Origin of the sequence: Marinobacter sp. ANT_B65 (assembly GCF_002407605.1) — a bacterium.
Taxonomy (GTDB): Bacteria; Pseudomonadota; Gammaproteobacteria; order Pseudomonadales; family Oleiphilaceae; genus Marinobacter.
The window spans coordinates 191680-210979 of sequence record NZ_NXGV01000002.1 but is presented as its reverse complement, the minus strand read 5'-3'; the positions used below and the strand labels follow the sequence as shown (position 1 = coordinate 210979).

At 53.8% G+C, this 19300-nt stretch carries 20 protein-coding genes; 14 read left to right on the top strand and 6 right to left on the bottom strand.

Annotated features, from left to right (window positions below; genetic code table 11):
• The first annotated feature begins 51 nt into the window (after window positions 1–51).
• The 5 genes from atpG (at window position 52) to glmS (ending at window position 6219) form a co-directional block, all read left to right on the top strand.
• On the top strand, window positions 52–915 hold the full coding sequence (gene atpG / locus CPA50_RS11130) for a F0F1 ATP synthase subunit gamma (protein WP_096782594.1): 864 nt from the start codon (window positions 52–54) through the stop codon (window positions 913–915).
• A 56-nt stretch (window positions 916–971) separates the two neighbouring features.
• The gene (atpD, locus tag CPA50_RS11125; protein WP_096782593.1) at window positions 972–2366 is read left to right on the top strand and encodes a F0F1 ATP synthase subunit beta; all 1395 of its coding nucleotides are present in this window, start codon (window positions 972–974) and stop codon (window positions 2364–2366) included.
• 48 nt (window positions 2367–2414) lie between these two features.
• Window positions 2415–2837 carry a F0F1 ATP synthase subunit epsilon gene (locus CPA50_RS11120; RefSeq protein WP_096782592.1) on the top strand — a complete coding sequence of 141 codons (423 nt, stop codon included), beginning with the start codon at window positions 2415–2417 and terminating at the stop codon, window positions 2835–2837.
• A gap of 154 nt (window positions 2838–2991) precedes the next feature.
• On the top strand, window positions 2992–4359 hold the full coding sequence (gene glmU, locus CPA50_RS11115) for a bifunctional UDP-N-acetylglucosamine diphosphorylase/glucosamine-1-phosphate N-acetyltransferase GlmU (RefSeq protein WP_096782591.1): 1368 nt from the start codon (window positions 2992–2994) through the stop codon (window positions 4357–4359).
• A gap of 27 nt (window positions 4360–4386) precedes the next feature.
• A complete protein-coding gene (gene glmS, locus CPA50_RS11110; protein WP_096782590.1) occupies window positions 4387–6219 on the top strand; it encodes a glutamine--fructose-6-phosphate transaminase (isomerizing) in 1833 nt (610 codons plus the stop codon).
• Here the strand turns inward: glmS and CPA50_RS11105 are convergent, their stop codons facing one another.
• Window positions 6220–6855 carry a DUF1826 domain-containing protein gene (locus tag CPA50_RS11105; protein ID WP_096782589.1) on the bottom strand — a complete coding sequence of 212 codons (636 nt, stop codon included), beginning with the start codon at window positions 6853–6855 and terminating at the stop codon, window positions 6220–6222.
• 139 nt (window positions 6856–6994) lie between these two features.
• Between CPA50_RS11105 and zigA the strand changes: the two genes are divergently transcribed.
• Complete coding sequence (zigA, locus tag CPA50_RS11100; RefSeq protein WP_096782960.1) at window positions 6995–8188, top strand: zinc metallochaperone GTPase ZigA; 1194 nt, start codon at window positions 6995–6997, stop codon at window positions 8186–8188.
• 6 nt (window positions 8189–8194) lie between these two features.
• The gene (gene dksA, locus CPA50_RS11095) at window positions 8195–8602 is read left to right on the top strand and encodes an RNA polymerase-binding protein DksA (RefSeq protein WP_319823115.1); all 408 of its coding nucleotides are present in this window, start codon (window positions 8195–8197) and stop codon (window positions 8600–8602) included.
• A gap of 12 nt (window positions 8603–8614) precedes the next feature.
• Here the strand turns inward: dksA and hisI are convergent, their stop codons facing one another.
• The 5 genes from hisI to CPA50_RS11070 all read right to left on the bottom strand — a co-directional run bounded on the left by hisI (window position 8615) and on the right by CPA50_RS11070 (window position 12166).
• On the bottom strand, window positions 8615–9130 hold the full coding sequence (gene hisI / locus CPA50_RS11090; RefSeq protein ID WP_096782587.1) for a phosphoribosyl-AMP cyclohydrolase: 516 nt from the start codon (window positions 9128–9130) through the stop codon (window positions 8615–8617).
• Window positions 9131–9182: 52 nt separating this feature from the next.
• The gene (locus CPA50_RS11085; protein WP_096782586.1) at window positions 9183–9743 is read right to left on the bottom strand and encodes a carbonate dehydratase; all 561 of its coding nucleotides are present in this window, start codon (window positions 9741–9743) and stop codon (window positions 9183–9185) included.
• Between the two features lie 81 nt (window positions 9744–9824).
• Window positions 9825–10727, bottom strand: coding sequence for a GTP cyclohydrolase FolE2 (gene folE2, locus CPA50_RS11080; protein ID WP_096782585.1), 903 nt, complete (start codon window positions 10725–10727; stop codon window positions 9825–9827).
• 1 nt (window position 10728) lies between these two features.
• Window positions 10729–11151, bottom strand: coding sequence for a Fur family transcriptional regulator (locus CPA50_RS11075; RefSeq protein WP_096782584.1), 423 nt, complete (start codon window positions 11149–11151; stop codon window positions 10729–10731).
• A 52-nt stretch (window positions 11152–11203) separates the two neighbouring features.
• On the bottom strand, window positions 11204–12166 hold the full coding sequence (locus CPA50_RS11070) for a zinc ABC transporter substrate-binding protein (RefSeq protein ID WP_096782583.1): 963 nt from the start codon (window positions 12164–12166) through the stop codon (window positions 11204–11206).
• Between the two features lie 159 nt (window positions 12167–12325).
• Between CPA50_RS11070 and CPA50_RS11065 the strand changes: the two genes are divergently transcribed.
• From CPA50_RS11065 to CPA50_RS11035, 7 genes are all read left to right on the top strand, one after another.
• Window positions 12326–13057: a metal ABC transporter ATP-binding protein gene (locus CPA50_RS11065; protein WP_096782582.1), complete on the top strand. Its 732-nt coding sequence runs from the start codon at window positions 12326–12328 to the stop codon at window positions 13055–13057.
• Window positions 13057–13884 (top strand): metal ABC transporter permease, encoded by an 828-nt coding sequence (locus CPA50_RS11060; protein ID WP_096782581.1) that lies wholly within the window; start codon window positions 13057–13059, stop codon window positions 13882–13884. The genes CPA50_RS11065 and CPA50_RS11060 overlap by 1 nt, the downstream gene beginning before the upstream one ends.
• Window positions 13885–14165: 281 nt before the next feature.
• Window positions 14166–15482 carry a hypothetical protein gene (locus CPA50_RS11055; protein WP_227519609.1) on the top strand — a complete coding sequence of 439 codons (1317 nt, stop codon included), beginning with the start codon at window positions 14166–14168 and terminating at the stop codon, window positions 15480–15482.
• 68 nt (window positions 15483–15550) lie between these two features.
• Entirely contained in the window at window positions 15551–16663 is a 1113-nt protein-coding gene (locus CPA50_RS11050; protein WP_096782580.1) for a hypothetical protein, read from the top strand.
• Between the two features lies 1 nt (window position 16664).
• Complete coding sequence (locus tag CPA50_RS11045; RefSeq protein WP_096782579.1) at window positions 16665–17588, top strand: metal ABC transporter solute-binding protein, Zn/Mn family; 924 nt, start codon at window positions 16665–16667, stop codon at window positions 17586–17588.
• Window positions 17575–18339 carry a metal ABC transporter permease gene (locus CPA50_RS11040; protein WP_096782578.1) on the top strand — a complete coding sequence of 255 codons (765 nt, stop codon included), beginning with the start codon at window positions 17575–17577 and terminating at the stop codon, window positions 18337–18339. Before CPA50_RS11045 ends, CPA50_RS11040 begins: the two co-directional genes overlap by 14 nt.
• Window positions 18340–18376: 37 nt before the next feature.
• Entirely contained in the window at window positions 18377–19261 is an 885-nt protein-coding gene (locus CPA50_RS11035) for a LysR family transcriptional regulator (RefSeq protein ID WP_096782577.1), read from the top strand.
• Window positions 19262–19300 lie beyond the last annotated feature (39 nt).

Below are 19300 nucleotides of genomic sequence, written 5' to 3'. Positions count from 1 at the left end.
CGCGGGCCGCTTTCGAAGCAACGAGTGTCTAACTTGAGAAGGCAGTGAGTTATGGCCGTCGGCAAAGAAATACGTAATCAGATTACAAGCATCAAGAGCACGCAGAAAATCACCAGTGCCATGGAAATGGTTGCTGCGAGCAAGATGCGCAAAGCTCAGGAACGCATGCAGGCCACGCGCCCGTATGCCGACAAGATGCGACAGGTGATCGGGCACATTGCCAAGGCGAATGCTCAGTACAAACATCCATTCATGGTCCAGCGGGAAGTAAAGCGCGTGGGCTATATTGTGGTGTCAACTGATCGTGGCCTTTGCGGTGGTCTGAACATCAACCTGTTCAAAGCGCTTATCCGTGAAATGAAAGCGTGGAAAGACAGCGGAGTGGAAATTGATCTTTGCGCCATCGGGCAGAAAGGGGCCTCCTTTTTCGGGAGTTACGGCGGTAACGTCGTTGCAGCACTTACCCATCTGGGTGATAGCCCAAGCTCTGAAAAACTCATCGGCAACGTCAAGGTGATGCTGGATGCGTTCTCGGAAGGCAAAATTGACCGTCTTTATGTGGTCAGCAACGAGTTCGTGAACACCATGACCCAGCGCCCTACGGTAGAGCAGCTTCTGCCTCTGCCCGAGAGCGAGGACGAAGAAGAGATCAAGAACCAGTGGGAATATCTCTACGAGCCCGATGCCAGGCAGATTCTTGATGGCCTGCTGCCACGTTATATTGAGTCCCAGGTATATCAGGGTGTGGTAGAGAATCTGGCATGTGAACAGGCAGCCCGAATGATTGCCATGAAGAGCGCAACTGACAATGCCGGTGACATTATCGGTGAACTTCAGTTGGCTTATAACAAGGCGCGTCAGGCAGCTATCACCCAAGAGATTTCGGAGATTGTGAGCGGCGCGGCTTCGGTCTGATCACGCCCACAATCCAACTGGCTTTATTGACTACTTTAGATAACGAGGAACCGAGCATGAGTAGCGGACAAATCGTTCAGATCATTGGCGCGGTTATCGACGTGGAATTTCCACGTGACTCCGTACCCAAGGTATATGACGCACTGCTGCTTGAAGGTGGCGAAACAACTCTGGAAGTCCAGCAACAGCTGGGTGACGGGATCGTTCGTACTATCGCAATGGGCAGCACTGACGGCCTTAAGCGAGGCCTGAAAGCAGAAAACACCGGCAAGGCAATCTCAGTACCTGTTGGTACCCAGACCCTGGGCCGCATCATGGATGTTCTGGGTCGTCCTATCGACGAACAGGGCCCTATCGGCGAAGAAGAGCGTTGGGGTATCCACCGCAAAGCTCCGGGTTATGCCGACCAGTCTGCGTCTGCAGACCTGCTGGAAACCGGCATCAAGGTTATCGACCTTATCTGTCCGTTTGCCAAGGGTGGTAAGGTTGGTCTCTTCGGCGGCGCCGGCGTAGGCAAGACCGTTAACATGATGGAACTGATCAACAACATCGCGAAAGAGCACTCCGGTCTCTCCGTATTCGCAGGTGTTGGTGAGCGGACCCGTGAAGGTAACGACTTTTACTACGAAATGAAGGATTCCAACGTACTCGATAAGGTGGCCATGGTTTACGGCCAGATGAACGAGCCCCCTGGAAACCGTCTGCGTGTTGCCCTGACTGGCCTGACCATGGCTGAGAAGTTCCGTGACGAAGGTCGTGACGTACTGTTGTTTGTTGACAACATTTATCGTTACACCCTGGCGGGCACCGAGGTATCTGCACTGTTGGGTCGTATGCCTTCAGCTGTAGGTTATCAGCCGACTCTGGCCCAGGAAATGGGTGAGCTTCAGGAGCGTATCACCTCCACCAAGAACGGCTCTATTACGTCGATCCAGGCGGTATACGTACCTGCGGATGACTTGACCGACCCGTCACCAGCTACCACCTTCTCGCACCTTGATGCGACCGTGGTACTTAGCCGTGATATCGCTTCCAAGGGTATCTATCCGGCGATCGATCCCCTGGATTCCACCTCACGTCAGCTGGATCCACTGGTCATCGGTGAAGAGCATTACGAAGTAGCCCGTGGCGTGCAGACTAACCTGCAACGTTACAAGGAACTGAAAGACATTATCGCCATCCTGGGTATGGATGAGCTGTCAGAAGAAGATAAACTGACAGTAGCCCGTGCCCGTAAGATCGAGCGTTTTCTGTCCCAGCCGTTCCACGTTGCTGAAGTATTCACCGGCTCACCCGGTAAGTACGTTTCCCTGAAGGAAACTATCAGCAGCTTCAAGGGCATCCTTAACGGCGACTATGATGATATGCCTGAGCAGGCGTTCTACATGGTTGGTGGTATCGAGGAAGCGGTTGAGAAAGCGAAGGAAATGAAGAGCAAGGCCAAGAAGTGATTCTGAGGTCTTGCATTCATTGCCGGATCGATCAAAGAGGCAACAGACATGGCTATAAGCGTGCATTGTGATGTAGTAAGTGCCGAAACAAAGATCTATTCCGGATTGGTGGAAATGCTGATCGCAGCGGGTACAGAAGGTGACCTGGGTATCGCCCCGGGTCACGCTCCTCTGCTGACTCAGCTTAAACCAGGTCCCATTCGGATCGTCAAGCAGGGCGGTGAGGAAGAAATTCTTTACGTGTCAGGCGGCTATCTGGAGGTTCAGCCCAATCTGGTTACTTTGTTGGCAGATACGGCCATTCGTGCAAAGGATGTGGACGAAGCCGCTGCGATCGAGGCTCAGAAAGAAGCCGAGAACGCGCTTGCTAACCAAACCGGTGAATTCGAGTATGTCCGCGCCGCTGCAGAGTTGGCAGAGGCTGTTGCTCAGCTTCGTACCATTCAGCAGTTGCGTAACAAAATGCGTTAAGCATTTATATTTCGAGCTTACCGAATACGGAAGCCGCATCCTGAGTAGCAGAAAGACTGACGTTATGCGTCTGTTCTTCAGGCTTCAAGGGTTGCGGTTTTTTTGTTTAACCGGTACACATAATTTTTAACCTTCTCAGGAACCGGAAGTAATTATGAACCCTTTGCACGTTGTTATTCTGGCCGCGGGCCAGGGGTCAAGAATGAAATCCGACCTGCCCAAGGTTCTGCATTCCGTGGCTGGCCGCCCGATGCTGCATCATGTTATTGGCACCGCCAGGCAGTTGGGTGCTGATAAGATCCACACGGTTATCGGCCACGGCGGAGACAAAGTCCGCGCGACAACCACTGAAGACCCCGTGAACTGGGTAGTGCAGGACGAACAGCTGGGAACAGGCCACGCTGTCGCTCAGGCGTTGCCTTACCTTCCGGATGACGCGCGGGTTCTGATCCTTTACGGCGATGTACCTCTGACTCGAACAGAGACTCTCCAGGCCATGGTGGAGTCGCTGGATGACGACACCCTTGGCTTGCTTACTGTCACTCTGGATAACCCTCAGGGCTATGGCCGGATCGTACGTGATGCCAATGCTCAGGTGACATCGATCGTCGAGCAGAAAGACGCGGGTAAAGATCAACTGGCTATCCGCGAAGTGAATACAGGCATCCTCGCCATAGCGGCCAGACACCTGAAGAGCTGGCTCCCGACTCTGTCCAATGCCAACGCACAAGGCGAGTACTACCTCACCGACATCATTGCCATGGCGGTTGAACGTAGTCTGAAGATTTCGGTATCCCAACCGGAAGACCCTTTTGAAGTTCAGGGGGTGAATAACCGCCTGCAGCTGGCTGAGCTTGAGCGTTGGGTTCAGAAGCGCGAAGCTGAGCGCCTGATGACGGATGGCGCTACTCTGGCTGACCCGGCACGTATCGACGTGCGCGGGGAGCTGGTTATCGGCAAGGATATTCTGATTGATGTGAATGTGGTCTTTGAAGGTAAGGTCAGCCTCGGGAACAATGTGTCTGTAGGGCCCGGCTGTGTGATCCGGGATGCTGTGATTGCGGATGGCGTGCAGATCAATGCCCACAGTGTAATTGACGGAGCTGTGATTGGCGCCAATGCCCAGATCGGACCTTTTGCACGGATACGTCCCGGCACTGAGCTTGCGGCGAACACCAAGGTAGGCAACTTCGTCGAGACCAAAAAAGCTCTGGTGGGAGAGGGAAGCAAGATCAACCACCTGAGCTACGTCGGCGATGCCTCTCTTGGGCGTAATGTAAATGTAGGTGCAGGAACCATTACCTGTAACTATGATGGGGTCAATAAATTCCAGACAGTGATCGGCGACGGGGTTTTTGTGGGTTCCAATACCTCGCTGGTAGCACCGGTCTGCATCGGTGCGGGAGTTACCATCGGTGCTGGTTCTACTATCACCCGGAACGTTGATGACAATGAACTGGCGGTGGCACGCGGACAGCAGCGGAACATCAAGGGCTGGAAACGGCCTCAAAAATCTGATTAAACGATTATCTGAACAGGTGGAAGCAGCATGTGTGGCATTGTAGGTGCGGTTTCGGAACGGGACGTTCAGGGCATTCTTCTTGAGGGCCTGCGCCGCCTGGAGTACCGGGGGTATGATTCCGCTGGCATGGCAGTTCTGGATGGTGCCAGCGCTGTCCAACGTGCTCGCGAGGTTGGCAAGGTAGCGTCGCTGGCAGCTGCCATTGAAGCTAATCCACTTTCCGGATACGTAGGTATTGCTCATACCCGCTGGGCAACCCACGGTGAACCATCACAGTTGAACGCCCACCCGCATATGTCCGGTGATAGCCTGGCTATTGTTCACAATGGCATCATCGAAAACTATCAGGATCTGCGGGAAGAACTGAAGGCCGATGGCTTTGAGTTTACCTCCCAGACTGACACCGAAGTCGTTGTGCACCTGATCCAGAAAAACTACCGCGAACTGGGCAACCTTTATGGTGCCGTAAAGGCTTCCATCACTCGCTTGCGTGGGGCCTACGCTCTTGCGGTTGTACATGCCGATGAGCCTGGCCATGTGGTGGTATGCCGGGAAGGCAGCCCGCTGGTGGTCGGCGTTGGTATAGGTGAAAACTTTATTGCATCGGATCAGCTTGCCCTGCTACCGGTAACCGACCGTTTCATGTTTCTGGAGGAGGGCGATCTTGCTGATATTCACCGGGATCGTATTGAAATTCATAATCGTGACGGTGAGTTGGTTGAACGCAGCATAAGCCGCTTTGAGCACAACGCTGACTCCGCAGACAAAGGCGAGTACCGGCACTTCATGCTCAAAGAGATCAACGAGCAACCCAGAGTGATCAAGGCCACCATGGAAGGCCGGGTGACCGAATCCCATGTGCTGGAGCAGGCGCTTGGAACTGCGGCCGGCAAACTTCTTGAAGATGTTCGCCACGTACAGATCATTGCCTGTGGAACCAGTTATCACGCTGGTATGGTTGCCCGTTACTGGATTGAAGATCTGGCTGGCGTGCCCTGCTCTGTGGAGGTTGCCTCAGAGTTTCGCTACCGCAAACATGTTATCCAGAAAGACACCCTGTTTTTGTGTATTTCCCAGTCGGGTGAAACCGCCGATACACTGGCCGCGTTACGCCAGGCCAAAAAGGCTGGCTTCCGCGCTGCACTGGCAATCTGCAACGTACCTGGCAGCTCACTGGTACGGGAATCCGACCTGGTGATCATGACCCAGGCCGGGCCGGAAATTGGCGTTGCATCGACCAAAGCTTTCACTACCCAGCTCACAGCTCTGCTTATCTTTACCCTTGCACTGGCTCGCCACAACGGGCTGAGTGAAGAACGGGAAGTCGATATCGTCAAGGCTCTGCATCTGGTGCCCGGTCAGGTCAGCGATGTACTGGCTCTGGACGGCGAGATTGCAGAGATGTCCAAGCGGTTTATGGATAAAAACCATGCACTGTTTCTTGGCCGGGGTTCGCAATTCCCGGTAGCTATGGAAGGTGCTCTGAAACTAAAAGAAATTTCCTACATCCATGCGGAAGCCTACCCGGCCGGCGAGCTGAAACACGGCCCTCTTGCATTGGTCGACAGTGAAATGCCGGTGATTACAGTTGCGCCTAATAACAACATGGCTGAGAAGCTGAAATCCAATATGGAAGAAGTCCGAGCCCGGGGTGGAGAGTTGTTTGTATTTGCTGATCGCTCAGCAGATTTCACACCGGAAGATAACATCCATGTGGTACAGCTTCCGGAAGTTCACGAAATCACGGCTCCGATTGTCTATACCGTTCCGCTACAGCTGCTGTCATACCATGTGGCAGTACTGAAAGGTACGGATGTGGACCAGCCCAGAAACCTGGCGAAAAGCGTAACGGTTGAGTAATCAGTCCAGCCAGTCAAGGCCCAGAACGAGACGGGGGCTGGAGCCCGGCGCCGGCGAGCGATGAACAAGGCCCCGGCCTTCGTTGCCGATCCAGGCTTCACCCTTGAGGAGAGACACTGCGCCCGTAGGCATAACTTGAATATCCGTGTTGCTCACCGCCTGATCCGGGAGCAGGGCGGGCGGTTTACCTCGATTTACCTGATTCTCCGGTAACCACTCGGTGCCTCGACCGGCATAGGTCACCAACAAACGCACTGGCACCCGATCAGTATGAAAACGGGGGCACATGGTATCGGGAAGCACGTGCAACCGAACGCCAATAGCGGCAGGCTCGAACAGGCAGCCAAACATCTCTACCACCTCATTTACATCCGCAAGCCAGGTTTTAGCGCCTGGCAATTCCTGGGCCCAGGCGGGCAGGATCTGGTCAACACTGTCTCCCGCTTCGATGCCGACAAAGCGTTCAAAAACGCCTGCTTCTCTGGAAAAGTGATAAGCGAAGTCGATGCTTCCGCTAGAGAGCTCGCGCTCCCAGATTGCAAGGTTGACCTCATCACGGAATATCTCCGTCAGGCATTCGGGTTTGTTGCCGAGCACTGCTATGGGTAGTAAAAGACCGTTATTTTCGCCAGACATATTCCGTGATTCCTTTGGTCTGTTGGTCGCAAAGCCAATATAGTTTCCTCCAAACAAATGTTATGTTATAACATATCGAATGTAAAGTGGCGCGCAGGCGCTGAGCACCTAATGAAGCAGGAGATTTTGTATGGATCATCTGGATACCCGCCTTCCCGTTACCGTACTGTCCGGATTTTTGGGCGCGGGCAAAACGACGGTACTGAATCATATCCTGAACAATCGGGAGGGCCAGCGGGTTGCAGTGATCGTTAACGATATGAGTGAGGTCAATATCGATGCAGCTCAGGTGCAACAGGAAGTCACGCTGAATCGGTCGGAAGAAAAGCTGGTCGAGATGAGCAATGGCTGTATCTGCTGCACCCTGAGAGAAGACTTGTTGATCGAAGTGCGCAAACTGGCTGCAGAAGGTCGCTTTGATTGCCTGGTAATCGAATCCACCGGGATTTCAGAGCCTTTACCGGTAGCAGAAACCTTTACCTTCGCCGATGAAGACGGCGTGAGCCTGTCTGATATTGCGAGGCTCGACACTATGGTTACTGTAGTGGATGCGGTTAATTTCCTGAAGGATTTTGACGAAGCGCAATCGTTGCAGGAAACCGGAGAAAGCCTGGGTGAGGAAGATGAGCGCAGCGTCGCGGACCTGCTTGTTGATCAGATTGAATTCAGCGACATCCTGCTGATCAGCAAAACGGACCTGGTGCCCCAAAGCGACCTGGACAGGCTCAAGGGCGTGCTCCGCAGCCTCAATTCAGAAGCGGAAATATACCCCATAGAGAAAGGCGCCGTACCACTTGATAAGGTGCTGAATACCAACAGATTCAGTTTTGAGCGCGCTCAGCAGGCGCCAGGATGGCTGAAAGAAATGCGGGGCGAACACATCCCGGAAACCGAGGAGTACGGCATTTCCAGCTTTGTGTACCGCGCCCGTCGCCCCTTCCATCCGGCCAGGTTCTACGATTTTCTGCACCAGCCGGTTTCCGAAGGCAAGCTCATTCGCTCCAAGGGATACTTCTGGCTTGCTACACGCCCGGAATTTGCGGGTCACTGGAGCCAGGCCGGAGGTATTGCCCGGCATGGATTCGCCGGGATGTTCTGGAAGGCCGTGCCAGAGAACTCCTGGCCTGAGGATCCAGAGTATCGGAAGTCGATCATGGAAAGCTGGGTGGAGCCGTTTGGGGATATGCGCCAGGAACTGGTCTTTATTGGTCAGAATCTGGACCAGGCGACGATTACCCGTCAGTTGGATGAGTGTCTCCTGGATGAAGAGCAGCTTCTGGCTGGAAAATCATTCTGGCAAACACTGAATGATCCCTTTCCGGCCTGGGAGTAAATGGGCATGGGTATAACGAAAGAAGAGCTTTTACAGGCCCCTGCTGACGATTACATGAACGAAGCGCAGCTCGATTTTTTCCGTCGGCTGCTCGAAGAGCTGCGCATCGAGACCATGAACAGTATTGAAGATGCGAAACAGCGGCTCGCCAGTCCTCCGGAAATGAACGACGAAGCAGACCGCGCCTCTTATGAGGAAGAGTCGCGGCTGGCTCTTCGCATTGTTGACAGGGAGCGCCGCCTTTTACCAAAAATCGACGCTGCGTTGAAGCGTATCTCCAGCGGCGACTATGGATATTGCCTGGAATCAGGCGAACCTATCGGGATCGCCCGGCTGCTGCTTCGGCCTACCGCAGAGCTATGTGCCGAGGTAAAAACACTGAATGAGCGTAAAGAACTCAATTATCGGCACTGAGCACTGGCAGGCTCACAGTTTGGTCGGGTTTGGCGCATCGCCATAGACTTCAACCGGATCGAATTGTTTGTCATGCTCAACAAACACAAGGGCGTCGCTGTGTGCTCTCTCTGCTGCAACCGGTACCCTTCGATAAAAGCACGACCGGTAACCCACATGGCAGCTGGCGCCTGACCCTGCGACTTTTACCCTGAGCCAGATTGCGTCCTGATCGTCATCCACACGCATTTCGATAACTTTCTGAACCAATCCGCTGGTGGCGCCTTTATGCCAGATAACCTCGCGACTGCGACTCCAGTAGTGAGCTTCGCCGGTGAGAATGGTTTTCTGCAGAGCTTCCTCGTTCATGTACCCCAGCATAAGCACTTCGCCGCTATCGGCGTCGGTGGTTACGCAGGCAACAAGGCCGCTCAAATCAAATTTCGGTGCAAGTTCGTGCCCTTCTTCCACTTGCTCGATGGATGTTCTCGGAGCAAAGCCTACCGGTTGCTGGCCGGTTTGTTGTGGGCTGGAAGATTCTATGTTCATGCTATTGCTTCTCTCATATGATGTGTAGATTCAGATAACGACAGGTGACGTTTCAGAATTCGTTCTGGATGAGCTTGTAACCACGCACCAGGTCGTTATTGGTCCGGGCCACGTCTTCGGAAAACTCACTGGCATCCGCCGACACTTGTGGCATAGCCCCGAGGTCGGTTTCTGCACCAATGCGTTCGGTAGACTGGACATAAAACCCTGGTGGCAGATGGCAGCCATCGACCACAGCGTTGTAGCGCACAACGCAGCCGTCTTCGATAATGCAGTTAAACAGTACGCTGTTGAATCCAATGAACACGCCGTTGCCTACCGTGCAGGGGCCGTGCACGATGGCCCGGTGTGCAATGGAGGTGCGCTGGCCAATGGTGACTTTCGCGCCAGATTTCGAGTGGATAACCACGCCATCCTGAATATTGGAGTGGGCGCCGATGATGATTGGTTCTATGTGGTTGTTGGCATCCATCTCATCCGCGCGTATGACCGCATAAGGACCGATAAATACGTTCTCCTCCACAATCACCAGCCCGCAAAGGATCGCGGTTGGATCGACGAACGCGCTGGGGTGAATCTGCGGTAAGTCGCCGCGGGGGTTTTTGCGAATCATCCAGGGTTTTCCTTACGGTAAATAGTGGCAGAGTCAGGCTCGTCGAGGCGATAGAATCAGGTTGGGTAAGCTCGGTGATAATCAGGGCAAAGCGCTGGCCGACGCTACTGCGTCATGAGAATGAAGGCTTTCCAGGTGCCGGACGCGGGTCTGGAGGTTGTCGTAGCTGCCGGAAAGTGCGTTCTGGATTCGTCGTGCAGCATCTTCCACGTACATCAGATTCTGGCCGTTCAGCCGCGCAAATGCTTGTTCATCCGCTCGCTTGACGGCAGTCTGGACGGGCGTTGCCAGAACCTTCTCAACCTGATCAATAAGCGCCATCAGGCCGAAATCCTCGGCAGTGTCGGGAATATCAACGCTAATGCAGGCTTCGCTGCGTTGGCTGTGTGGCGTGGCAAGCGTGGCATTCTGCTCCAGCCAGGCGGCTACATCCTCTCTCGTCAGTCCGGTATTTTCAGTGAAATCTTTCCTGAAGCCATCAACCACAAGCTGTCGGGACAAGGCCGCTGAACAGGGGCAGGTCGAAGAATACTCCACCTGAACGGATGTTCTCAGCGAGAACGAACCCTGGTCCAGAATGGCCTCAATCTGAGCGGGATAGGCTTTCCAGCCCGCCAAATCCGGAGAGCTTAATGCCGGGCGTCTGGCCAGAAGGCTGAATGTCAGTACCACCCTTGCGCCATTGGTGTGACAGTCATGATGACTCTCAATCATCTGTTCCAGAAGCATTCTGAGGTGCCCCGGAACCATCGCCTTCTGGAGAGATATTTTATCCAGCAGACGATACAGGCGAGACATGTGAATACCTTTAACCGTTACTGATGGCAGATTGACCTGGGCGTCCGCAACCATATGGATTGGCCCCGGGCAGCCTGGCTCTGACAGATGGATGGGGATATCAATCCTGCTCATCCCGACCCACTCCAGTGGAGCATGGATTTTCGAGGCTTCATTACTGGCAACGTCGGGCAGATCTGTGTTCATGCTAATCCTGTTTCGGTCTGGTGTAAGAAGGTCTCTCTTTGGTTTTGTACAATTGGCCAGAACAGAGAGAGCACACCCCATGAAATTCAATAACGGTGCGGTCCACCTGAAAGTTCAATTGGGCAAGACATTCATGCAATTGTTTGATTCCCTGTGCCTCAACCACCTCATGGATATGGCCACACTGGTCACAAATTGCGAAGGCAGTGGGTGTATCCTGGCCCTCGGAAGAAACAGCGATGTAGGCATTCAGGCTCTCAAGTTTTCTGGCCAATCCAAGGTCTACGAGCCTTTCCAATGCCCTATAGACCTGGGATGCACCACGGAAGCCTGTCTTTTTCAGGATGGCGTAGGCCCCCAGAGACGCGTCCGCTTGTAGTAGCACATCAAAAACCTTGCGCTGGTTTGGAGTCAGGCTGGTCATATGAGTCGGGGCCTACAAAAGAGTCTTTAAGTATCAGGTTGTTTTGCGCTCTTCACGATTGCGGCCGACACAGTTCCAGACTTGCCATCAATCTATTCAGCAATTCCGTGTAATGACCTGTGCCGATTTTGATATCCGCACCCAATGGGTCCATAACACCGATCGTATTTACCTTGGACCCTTCGAAGACGGTATCAACCAGGCCAGGGTTGTATTGCGGTTCAGTGAAGGCACAGGTCACCCCAAGTTCTGATACCAGTGTCTGAATTTCGCGAATCCGCGCGGGGCTGGGGTCAGAGGCGTCAGACAGCGCAATGGCTCCGGCTGCCTGCAAGTTAAAGCGGCGCTCAAAATATTGATACGCATCATGGAAAACAATGAACCGAATACCCTCGAGGCGATCTGCACGCTCGCTGAGAGAGACTGTCAACTTATCCAGAGAATCCTGAAAGGCTTGGGCGTTCTGCAGGTAGGTTTCGGCATTTGATGGATCTACCCTGGAAAGTACCCGAGCAATTTCGTCGGCCCAGGCTTTCCCGTTCACGGGGTCCAGCCAGGCGTGGGGATCATGTTCACCATGATGATGCTCATCGTGACCATCGTCATGCTCTTCGTGCTCTTCGTTATGGTCTTCATCAGCATGGGAGTGGGATTCGAATGTCGCTCCTTCCCTGAATGGATGACCTATCGTCGCCGACAATTCAAGCATCTGAACCTTTTGTGCGGAACCTGCCAGGTTCTCCAGGGGACTCTCCAGCCACGGGCTCAGATCCTCACTTATCCAGAAAACAACCTCTGCCTGAGCCAGAGCTTCCGCCTCTGATGGTCTGAGGGAGTAGCTATGTGGAGAAGCTCCAGGCTGAACCAGCAAATCCGGGTGACCGACGCCACTCATCACCTGGGCGACGATGGAATGCAGCGGTGCGATATCCGCTACAACTCTGGGAGGGGTAGCCCAGCTATAAACGGGCAAAAGGCAAAGTGTTAGACCTGTTAAAAGCGCCGGTCGGACCATCGGGATTCTCCTGGGAAGTCTGAGGCTTATGCAGAGTGCTGTGGATGACTCAAGAATTGTTATGTTATAACATAACTAAAACTTTGAAAACCCGTTGCTTGTGTGGCGGCACAAAGGTGCCGGCACCGATGGTTAAACGCCGCTCTGAAGGATTTTTAAATGGTGATTCAAGCCCGTAACCTGTCAGTCAGAATAGGCAAGGTACCGATTTTGACCGGTATTGATCTCCATGTGGAACGCGGAGACATTGTTACTGTTATTGGCCCCAACGGGTCTGGCAAGTCGACGTTACTGCGGACGCTTATTGGCGCTTTGAAACCGTCCGGGGGAGAAGTGATCAGCGCGCCGGGACTGTCTATTGGATATGTGCCCCAGCGATTGCATATCGACGAAACTCTACCCATGACGGTAAAGCGGTTTTTGCAATTGCCCCACAGGGTATCATCCGCCGCAATCCAGGCAGCCATTGCCAGTGCGGGCGTGACCGGACTGCTGGACCAGCAGTTGATGTCGCTGTCGGGAGGGCAGTTACAAAGAGTCTTGCTGGCAAGGGCTTTGTTGGACAAGCCCGGTCTCCTGCTTCTTGATGAGCCGACCCAGGGCCTGGATCGCCGGGGCGCGGCAGAGTTTTATCGGCAGATCGATAGCGCCAGGCAGGTATTGAATTGCGCGGTCATCATGGTCAGTCATGACCTGCAGGTAGTGATGCGTCAGTCTGAGCGGGTGATCTGTCTGAACGGCCACATCTGTTGCGAGGGTAAACCGGAGGTTGTCAGCAATTCTGCTGAGTACCGTGAGTTGTTCGGGTTTGAAGACGACGAGGACACACTGGCGCTGTATAAACACCGGGGCCATGACCACCGTGCCGTGTGTATTCAGGAGGCGGGGTGATGTTGGATGATTTTCTGGTAAGGGCTGCACTGGCAGGTATTGGCGTGTCTCTGGCTGCAGCGCCTCTGGGCTGTTTCATTGTCTGGCGGCGCATGGCCTATTTCGGCGATGCCACTGCTCATGCTGCCATGCTCGGCGTTGCATTATCGCTGACGCTTTCAACGCCAATCTTTGCCGGCGTGCTGCTCATTTCACTGCTGATGGCGGTGACGGTTTCGACTTTGAGTGGGCGCGGTTATGCCATGGACACACTGCTTGGCGTCATGGCCCACTCTGCATTAGCTGTGGGATTGGTGGCAGTCTCGTTTCTGTCTGGTGTTCGAATTGACCTCATGGCTTATCTTTTCGGAGACATTCTGGCCGTGGGCAAGATCGACCTGGCGATCATCTGGGGCGGCGCACTACTGGTTCTTGTTATGGTGGGTTATCGTTGGTCCGCGCTGTTGTTATCGACCCTGAACCCGGACCTGGCTCTGGCCAGCGGTATTTCACCGCGTCGGGAACAGCTAGTGTTGACCATTGCTCTTGCCATTGTTGTTGCTGTTGCAATCAAAGTGGTGGGTGTTCTCCTTATTGCCGCTATGTTGATTATTCCGGCAGCGACGGCCCGCCGGTTCAGCCGGACGCCTGAGGCCATGGCATTGATGGCCGCCATTATTGGTGCCTGTTCGAGCGTGGCAGGTCTTACCTTTTCCTATCACTTCGACTCGCCAACCGGCCCGACCATTGTATGCGTTGTTGCTTTCCTGTTCGTTGCATTGAACGCGGTCAACAGTGTTACCCGGCGTCACTCTTCGGGTAGCGAGCTAAAGCGCAGTCAGCAGTAACGGCCACCTTTAAACAGGGCGTGCCTGATTGTGATCCTGTCACCAATCGGGCGGGACTGTTCACTGCTGACGCATAGTCATCCTGACGTTGAAGAGCTGAATATCTGCTGAAAAATCGATCGCACTCATGATGCCGTCGTCGAGCTTTCTGGGCTGCGGCTTCGGTTTACATTTAGTATGTTATAACATAACATTTAAAGTTGTTAATCAGATCTTTTCCCACGCACATTACCGTTAAGTGCTTGAGATAAATTACTAAAACATTAAATGGAGATCCCATCGTGCACGTAAAGAAACCTGCTCCTTTCACTGGAATACCCCTGAAATCTTCGGTTCTGTTAGCCTCAGCCATGTTTTTGGCGGCCTGCGGAGGCAGCAGCGGTAGCTCGGATGACGCGCACACCGATACGGATATCGATACCGCTGGGCGATTGGCGCTGTTCGACACGGGCGCATCGCAACTGAAAATTCTGGATCTTGATAGCAGCGACGTGTTGTCATCCATCGCGATGACCGGTGAGGTTCCTGCTTTGTACGCTTCTCCCGGGAACCGCTACGTTGTCGCCACCCAGAGAGGCGACAACCTGGTGTCGTTCGTTGATAGTGGGCTTTATACCGAAGACCACGGCGATCATATGCATGACTATGCTGAAACCCCGAGCCAGTTGTCGCTAACGCTGCCTGATCACAAGCCCACGCATTTCACGGTTGGTGATTCTTACGGCGTTGTTTTCTTCGACGGTGATGATGCCGCCGCCAGTTCGAGGGTGACGGTTTTTACGGACGAAACCCTCGGAAGTAACAGCACCCTTGCCAGCCTGGACCTTGAATCCAGCATGCACGGTGTCGCCATGATGGCCGACGGCCATTTGTTTGTGACCTACCGGGATAGTTCTATTACGGGCACAACGCTTCCGACCATGGTTGAGCGCTATCACCTGGATGGCGGCATCTTCGAGTTTGAAGAGCGTTACAGCGATACCTGCCCGGCGCTTCATGGCTCAGCAATGGGTGCGCACAGCATTGGATTTGGTTGTGACGACGGTGTATTGATTATCGACCTGCACGAAGCGGGCTACCCGACAATCAAGCTGACAAACCCTGAAAACCTTGTCGAAGGCTCGCGCATTGCAACCTTGCTGGGCAACCATGATGTTGAAGAGCTGGTTGCCCTTGCCGGCGACCAGATGTTTGTGATTGATGCGGAGGCTGAGTCAGAGTCAGGCGTCTATACGGATCTGGACCTTGGTACCGGAGTAGCGCCACTCGCCCAGGGCTTCACTACCCATGGGGAAGTGTTCTACGTACTGGGTGACGACGGTGGTTTGCGGCTGTTTGCGCCCTCCAGTGACTGGGCGTTGCTCGGTACGGTTCAGGTGATGGATGCTCCGGGAGAAGATGATGGTTCACCCTCGATCGCACTCTCATCCGCTCAGGATCGTATGTTTGTGCTGACGCCTGATGGTCAGTCTGTTATTGAGATTGATACTGATCACGGCGAAACCGTCCGCACTATCGATCTTGGTTTCAGCGCCTCGGGTATCGCCTGGGTGGGTCTGGCAGAAGCCGGCCACGACGACGAAGAACACTCTCACTAATCCTTTCTTTCCGGCAGTACCGGCCAGCGTATGCTGGCTTGTACTGCTGTTTTATTGCTGGAGTTTCCATGTTTAACCGTGTTGTACCTTTTGCTGCAATTCCTTTGGTTGTGCTGGCGAGCGGCGCCGCTGCAAATGAACTGAACCCCGACGTGAGTGTGACCCTGGACGGGTATTACAAACAGAACGATACGGCGCTCGCGCACCGTGAGGAAGGCTTTGGTCTGGGCCATACGGAACTGTCCCTGTCTGCGCCGATTGACGACATGTTCTCAGGCCGATTAACGACCGTTTTTGAAGAGCATGATGGCGAAGGTGAAATACTGATAGAGGAAGCGTATCTGCAGACCAACGGCCTGCCTGCCGGGCTGGGTGTTCGCGGCGGACGCTTTCTGTCGCAAGTAGGGTATCTGAACGGTCGGCACCTGCATGAAGACGATTTTGTAGAGCGCCCAGCGGTATACCGGGCCCTTCTGGGCAGCCATTATTACGACACAGGTTTGCGTGTGAATGCTCTTTTGCCAACGCCTTTCTTCTGGCAGGTCGGCGTAGAGGCCTTTGAAGGCGATCAGTTGTCAGAAGGTGACGAAAGCATCGGCGTTTATACACTGAATACCCGTGTAGGCGGGGATCTTTCGGTTTCTCAGAGCTGGCAGGTAGGGTTGTCTTACCTGAACAACCGCAATATCGGAGCCGTTGAAACTGAAGAAGAGCACGAACACAGTGAAGAAGACGACCATGACCATAGCCATGGTGCGTCATACACAGGCGAGAATCTCTACATTGCCGATGCGGTCTGGAAATGGTCCCCGAATGGCAATGCCAGGGAACAACAGATCACACTTAGCGGCGAATATCTCTACGCAGATGACCTGAACGAATACGCTACTTCAGATGACTTCCACGAAGGCTGGTATGTATCCGGCGTTTATCAATTCGCGCCTCAGTGGTCGGCGGGTGTTCGTTATGGCGAGGTAGATCTTCGCGCGCCCCATGGTGACCATTTTCATAGCATGAGCCTGCAGGAAACCGATGTGATGCTGGCCTGGTCACGCTCGCATTTCTCCACAGTCAGGCTGCAATACACCCATCAGACTGATACTGGCTTCAGTGATGCGGATAACACCGTTATTGTGCAGTACGTGATGTCGCTGGGTGCCCACGGCTCACATGGTTACTGATATGGGTTATACCCGTTGGTGCTTTGTCGTTCTCCTGCTTGGTCTGGCATCTATGCCAGCCCGGGCGGATTTTCAGGTGTTTGCGTGCGAGCCCGAATGGGCGTCTCTGGTAAGGGAATTCTTGCCGGAGGCAAAGATTACAACCGCAACCAGCTACCTGCAGGACCCTCACTATATTGAAGCCAGGCCCAGCCTGATCGCCGCCATGCGACGTGCCGATATCGCGGTTTGTACCGGCGCTTCGCTTGAGGCGGGGTGGCTGCCTACGCTTCTGCAGCGGGCATCAAATTCCGCAGTTCAGCCAGGTCGCCCGGGTTTGTTCTATGCGGCGGAGCATGCACAACTGCACGCGCCCCACGACCATGTCGATCGCAGTATGGGAGATGTGCATCCGGAGGGTAACCCTCATGTGCATCTGTCGCCGGATCAGCTTCCGGCTATTGCCGATGCTCTCGCGCACCGCCTTGGGCAACTGAGGCCGGAAGCTTCCGGAGATATCCTTGCACGGTATATACGATGGCGCGGGCGTTGGAGCCAGCATCGTGCCGAGTGGCGGCAGAAAGCGGAGGCGTTGCAGGGGCGTTCTATTGTTATTCAGCACACCAGTTTTACTTACCTGCTGAATTGGCTTGGTGTGGATGCAAGGTTCGAACTGGAGCCCAAGCCCGGATTGCCCCCCAGCGCCAGTCACCTGAGCCAGTTACTGACAGAACCAGGTCTGAAGAATGTGGATGCGATACTGATCGCCGGCCATCAGGATCCACAACCCGCAAACTGGCTGGCGGGCCAGATACAAAAACCGGTTCTCGTGGTGCCGGGAACAGTGACTGATTCTGGTGAAACACAAACGCTGGCCGGGCTGATTTCAATGATTGTGAATACACTCGAAGCAACCGTGCAGGAGGAATCCGGTGGTAGCCTATGAGTGGATGCTTCTGCCGGTTCTGGGAAGCGTGCTGCTTTGTTTTCTGCTGGTGCCATTGGGATACCAGGTGATTGCACGGGGTGTTATTTTTGCGGATCTTGCTATCGCGCAATGGGCTTCGCTGGGAACCCTGGCAGGGACCATTCTCGTACTGAACCAGAATTTTGCTGGCGCCTCGGTCACAAGCCTGGTTTTTGCGTTGCTGGCGGCAGTGACAGTGCATCTGATTCTCCGTCATCTTGGTGAGGCGAAAGAGGCCGGGATCGGCATCCTCTATGTGTTGGGTGCCAGCCTGGCCGTATTGCTGGTCAGTGGTGACCCCCATGGTGCCCAGGCATTGCAGCGCGCAGCTTCTGGCGATTTGCTATGGGCAAATCAGGAACAGGTCATCGCAACCGCTGTTATGGCATTGCTGGTCTGGCTTCTTGGCTATTGGGCCCCTGGCTGGATCTCAGGGGCGTTTTTTATGCCGGTTTTCGCCATCGCAGTAACCTATGCTGTGTCTTTGGCGGGTATTTATGTGGTGTTTGCGACACTCATTATCACTCCGCTCATCGTTGGATCGCTTCATGGTAAAAAGCCGCTTGTGGCTTCGATTTGTGCGATCATCGGTCATCTCCTTGCGATTGCCTGTTCGGTGATCCGGGATGTGCCGGTAGGGCCGGCAATAGTTGTGGCCACGCTTTTCACTGCATGCTTGTGGCTAATCGTTTTGGGCCAGGGGAGTGTTGATAAGCCAGAGACTGGTTAAAGTCATTGCCCTGCGCTCAGTCTGGAAAGGGTTTTGTATGAAAATCAAGTCGCTGGAAACCTTTTACTGGATTGCCAAACTTGGCAGTTTTCGTGCTACAGCGAAAAAGCTGTATGCCTCGCAACCGACAATTTCTGCCCGAATCTCTGGCCTGGAAGATGAGCTCGGCATCGAGCTCTTTGACCGGTCCGGCCGGAATTCAGTGCTTACTGCTGAAGGCCGGCAGGTGCTGTCTTACGCCGAAAAAATTCTCCAGCTCCACGCTGAATTACTGGAAACCGTTGCCAGTCCGGGAGCCATTCAGGGCACTATTCGCCTGGGTGTTGCAGAAACCGTTGCATACACCTGGCTGCCAGAGTTGATAGAAAGCATCAGTGAAACCTACCCGGCGATAAACCTGGAGCTGGACGTTGATATCTCGGTCAATCTTTCAGAAAAGCTGGCGAAACGGGAGATTGATATCGCCTTCCTTATTGGTGAGGTGAAGCAGGAGGGCTTTTTTAATATGCCTTTCTATAGCTACCCGCTGATCTGGGTTGTCAGTCCCAAACTGGAGTTACCTCCTGAACCCATAAGCCTCTCTGAACTGGCGAAACTCCCGATTATTACCTATCCGAGAATGAGCGAGCCTCACGTCAATATTCGCTCATTGGTCAATAAAATGAGCAATTCCAGCCAGATTCATTCCAGTTCTTCTCTGTCCACTATAATCCGCATGGCGTTAGACGGCATCGGAGTGAGCGCCTTACCAAAGGAAATTATCAAAAACGAACTCGCAATGGGGGAGCTTCGTGAGTTCGCGGTGGAGGCGAGTATTCCCGACCTGGTTTTCAATGTTGCGTATTGCTCAGCTCCGGGCGCAAATGTTGTGCGGGCCGTTGTGGATCTTTCCCTTAAAATCGTTGGGTCTAAACCCTTATAAATTCTAGATTAAGTTGGACTGATCAGCTTTTTCTATCAA

Bases quoted from the DNA above. Each gene is read 5' to 3' on its own strand.
- dksA (WP_319823115.1), top strand. From the start codon at position 8,195: ATGGGTATAACGAAAGAAGAGCTTTTACAGGCCCCTGCTGACGATTAC.
- atpD (WP_096782593.1), top strand. From the start codon at position 972: ATGAGTAGCGGACAAATCGTTCAGATCATTGGCGCGGTTATCGACGTG.
- CPA50_RS11065 (WP_096782582.1), top strand. From the start codon at position 12,326: ATGGTGATTCAAGCCCGTAACCTGTCAGTCAGAATAGGCAAGGTACCG.
- CPA50_RS11120 (WP_096782592.1), top strand. From the start codon at position 2,415: ATGGCTATAAGCGTGCATTGTGATGTAGTAAGTGCCGAAACAAAGATC.
- hisI (WP_096782587.1), bottom strand. From the start codon at position 9,130: ATGAACATAGAATCTTCCAGCCCACAACAAACCGGCCAGCAACCGGTA.
- CPA50_RS11060 (WP_096782581.1), top strand. From the start codon at position 13,057: ATGTTGGATGATTTTCTGGTAAGGGCTGCACTGGCAGGTATTGGCGTG.
- CPA50_RS11070 (WP_096782583.1), bottom strand. From the start codon at position 12,166: ATGGTCCGACCGGCGCTTTTAACAGGTCTAACACTTTGCCTTTTGCCC.
- glmS (WP_096782590.1), top strand. From the start codon at position 4,387: ATGTGTGGCATTGTAGGTGCGGTTTCGGAACGGGACGTTCAGGGCATT.
- glmU (WP_096782591.1), top strand. From the start codon at position 2,992: ATGAACCCTTTGCACGTTGTTATTCTGGCCGCGGGCCAGGGGTCAAGA.
- CPA50_RS11085 (WP_096782586.1), bottom strand. From the start codon at position 9,743: ATGATTCGCAAAAACCCCCGCGGCGACTTACCGCAGATTCACCCCAGC.
- CPA50_RS11075 (WP_096782584.1), bottom strand. From the start codon at position 11,151: ATGACCAGCCTGACTCCAAACCAGCGCAAGGTTTTTGATGTGCTACTA.
- CPA50_RS11105 (WP_096782589.1), bottom strand. From the start codon at position 6,855: ATGTCTGGCGAAAATAACGGTCTTTTACTACCCATAGCAGTGCTCGGC.
- folE2 (WP_096782585.1), bottom strand. From the start codon at position 10,727: ATGAACACAGATCTGCCCGACGTTGCCAGTAATGAAGCCTCGAAAATC.
- atpG (WP_096782594.1), top strand. From the start codon at position 52: ATGGCCGTCGGCAAAGAAATACGTAATCAGATTACAAGCATCAAGAGC.
- CPA50_RS11050 (WP_096782580.1), top strand. From the start codon at position 15,551: ATGTTTAACCGTGTTGTACCTTTTGCTGCAATTCCTTTGGTTGTGCTG.
- CPA50_RS11035 (WP_096782577.1), top strand. From the start codon at position 18,377: ATGAAAATCAAGTCGCTGGAAACCTTTTACTGGATTGCCAAACTTGGC.
- CPA50_RS11045 (WP_096782579.1), top strand. From the start codon at position 16,665: ATGGGTTATACCCGTTGGTGCTTTGTCGTTCTCCTGCTTGGTCTGGCA.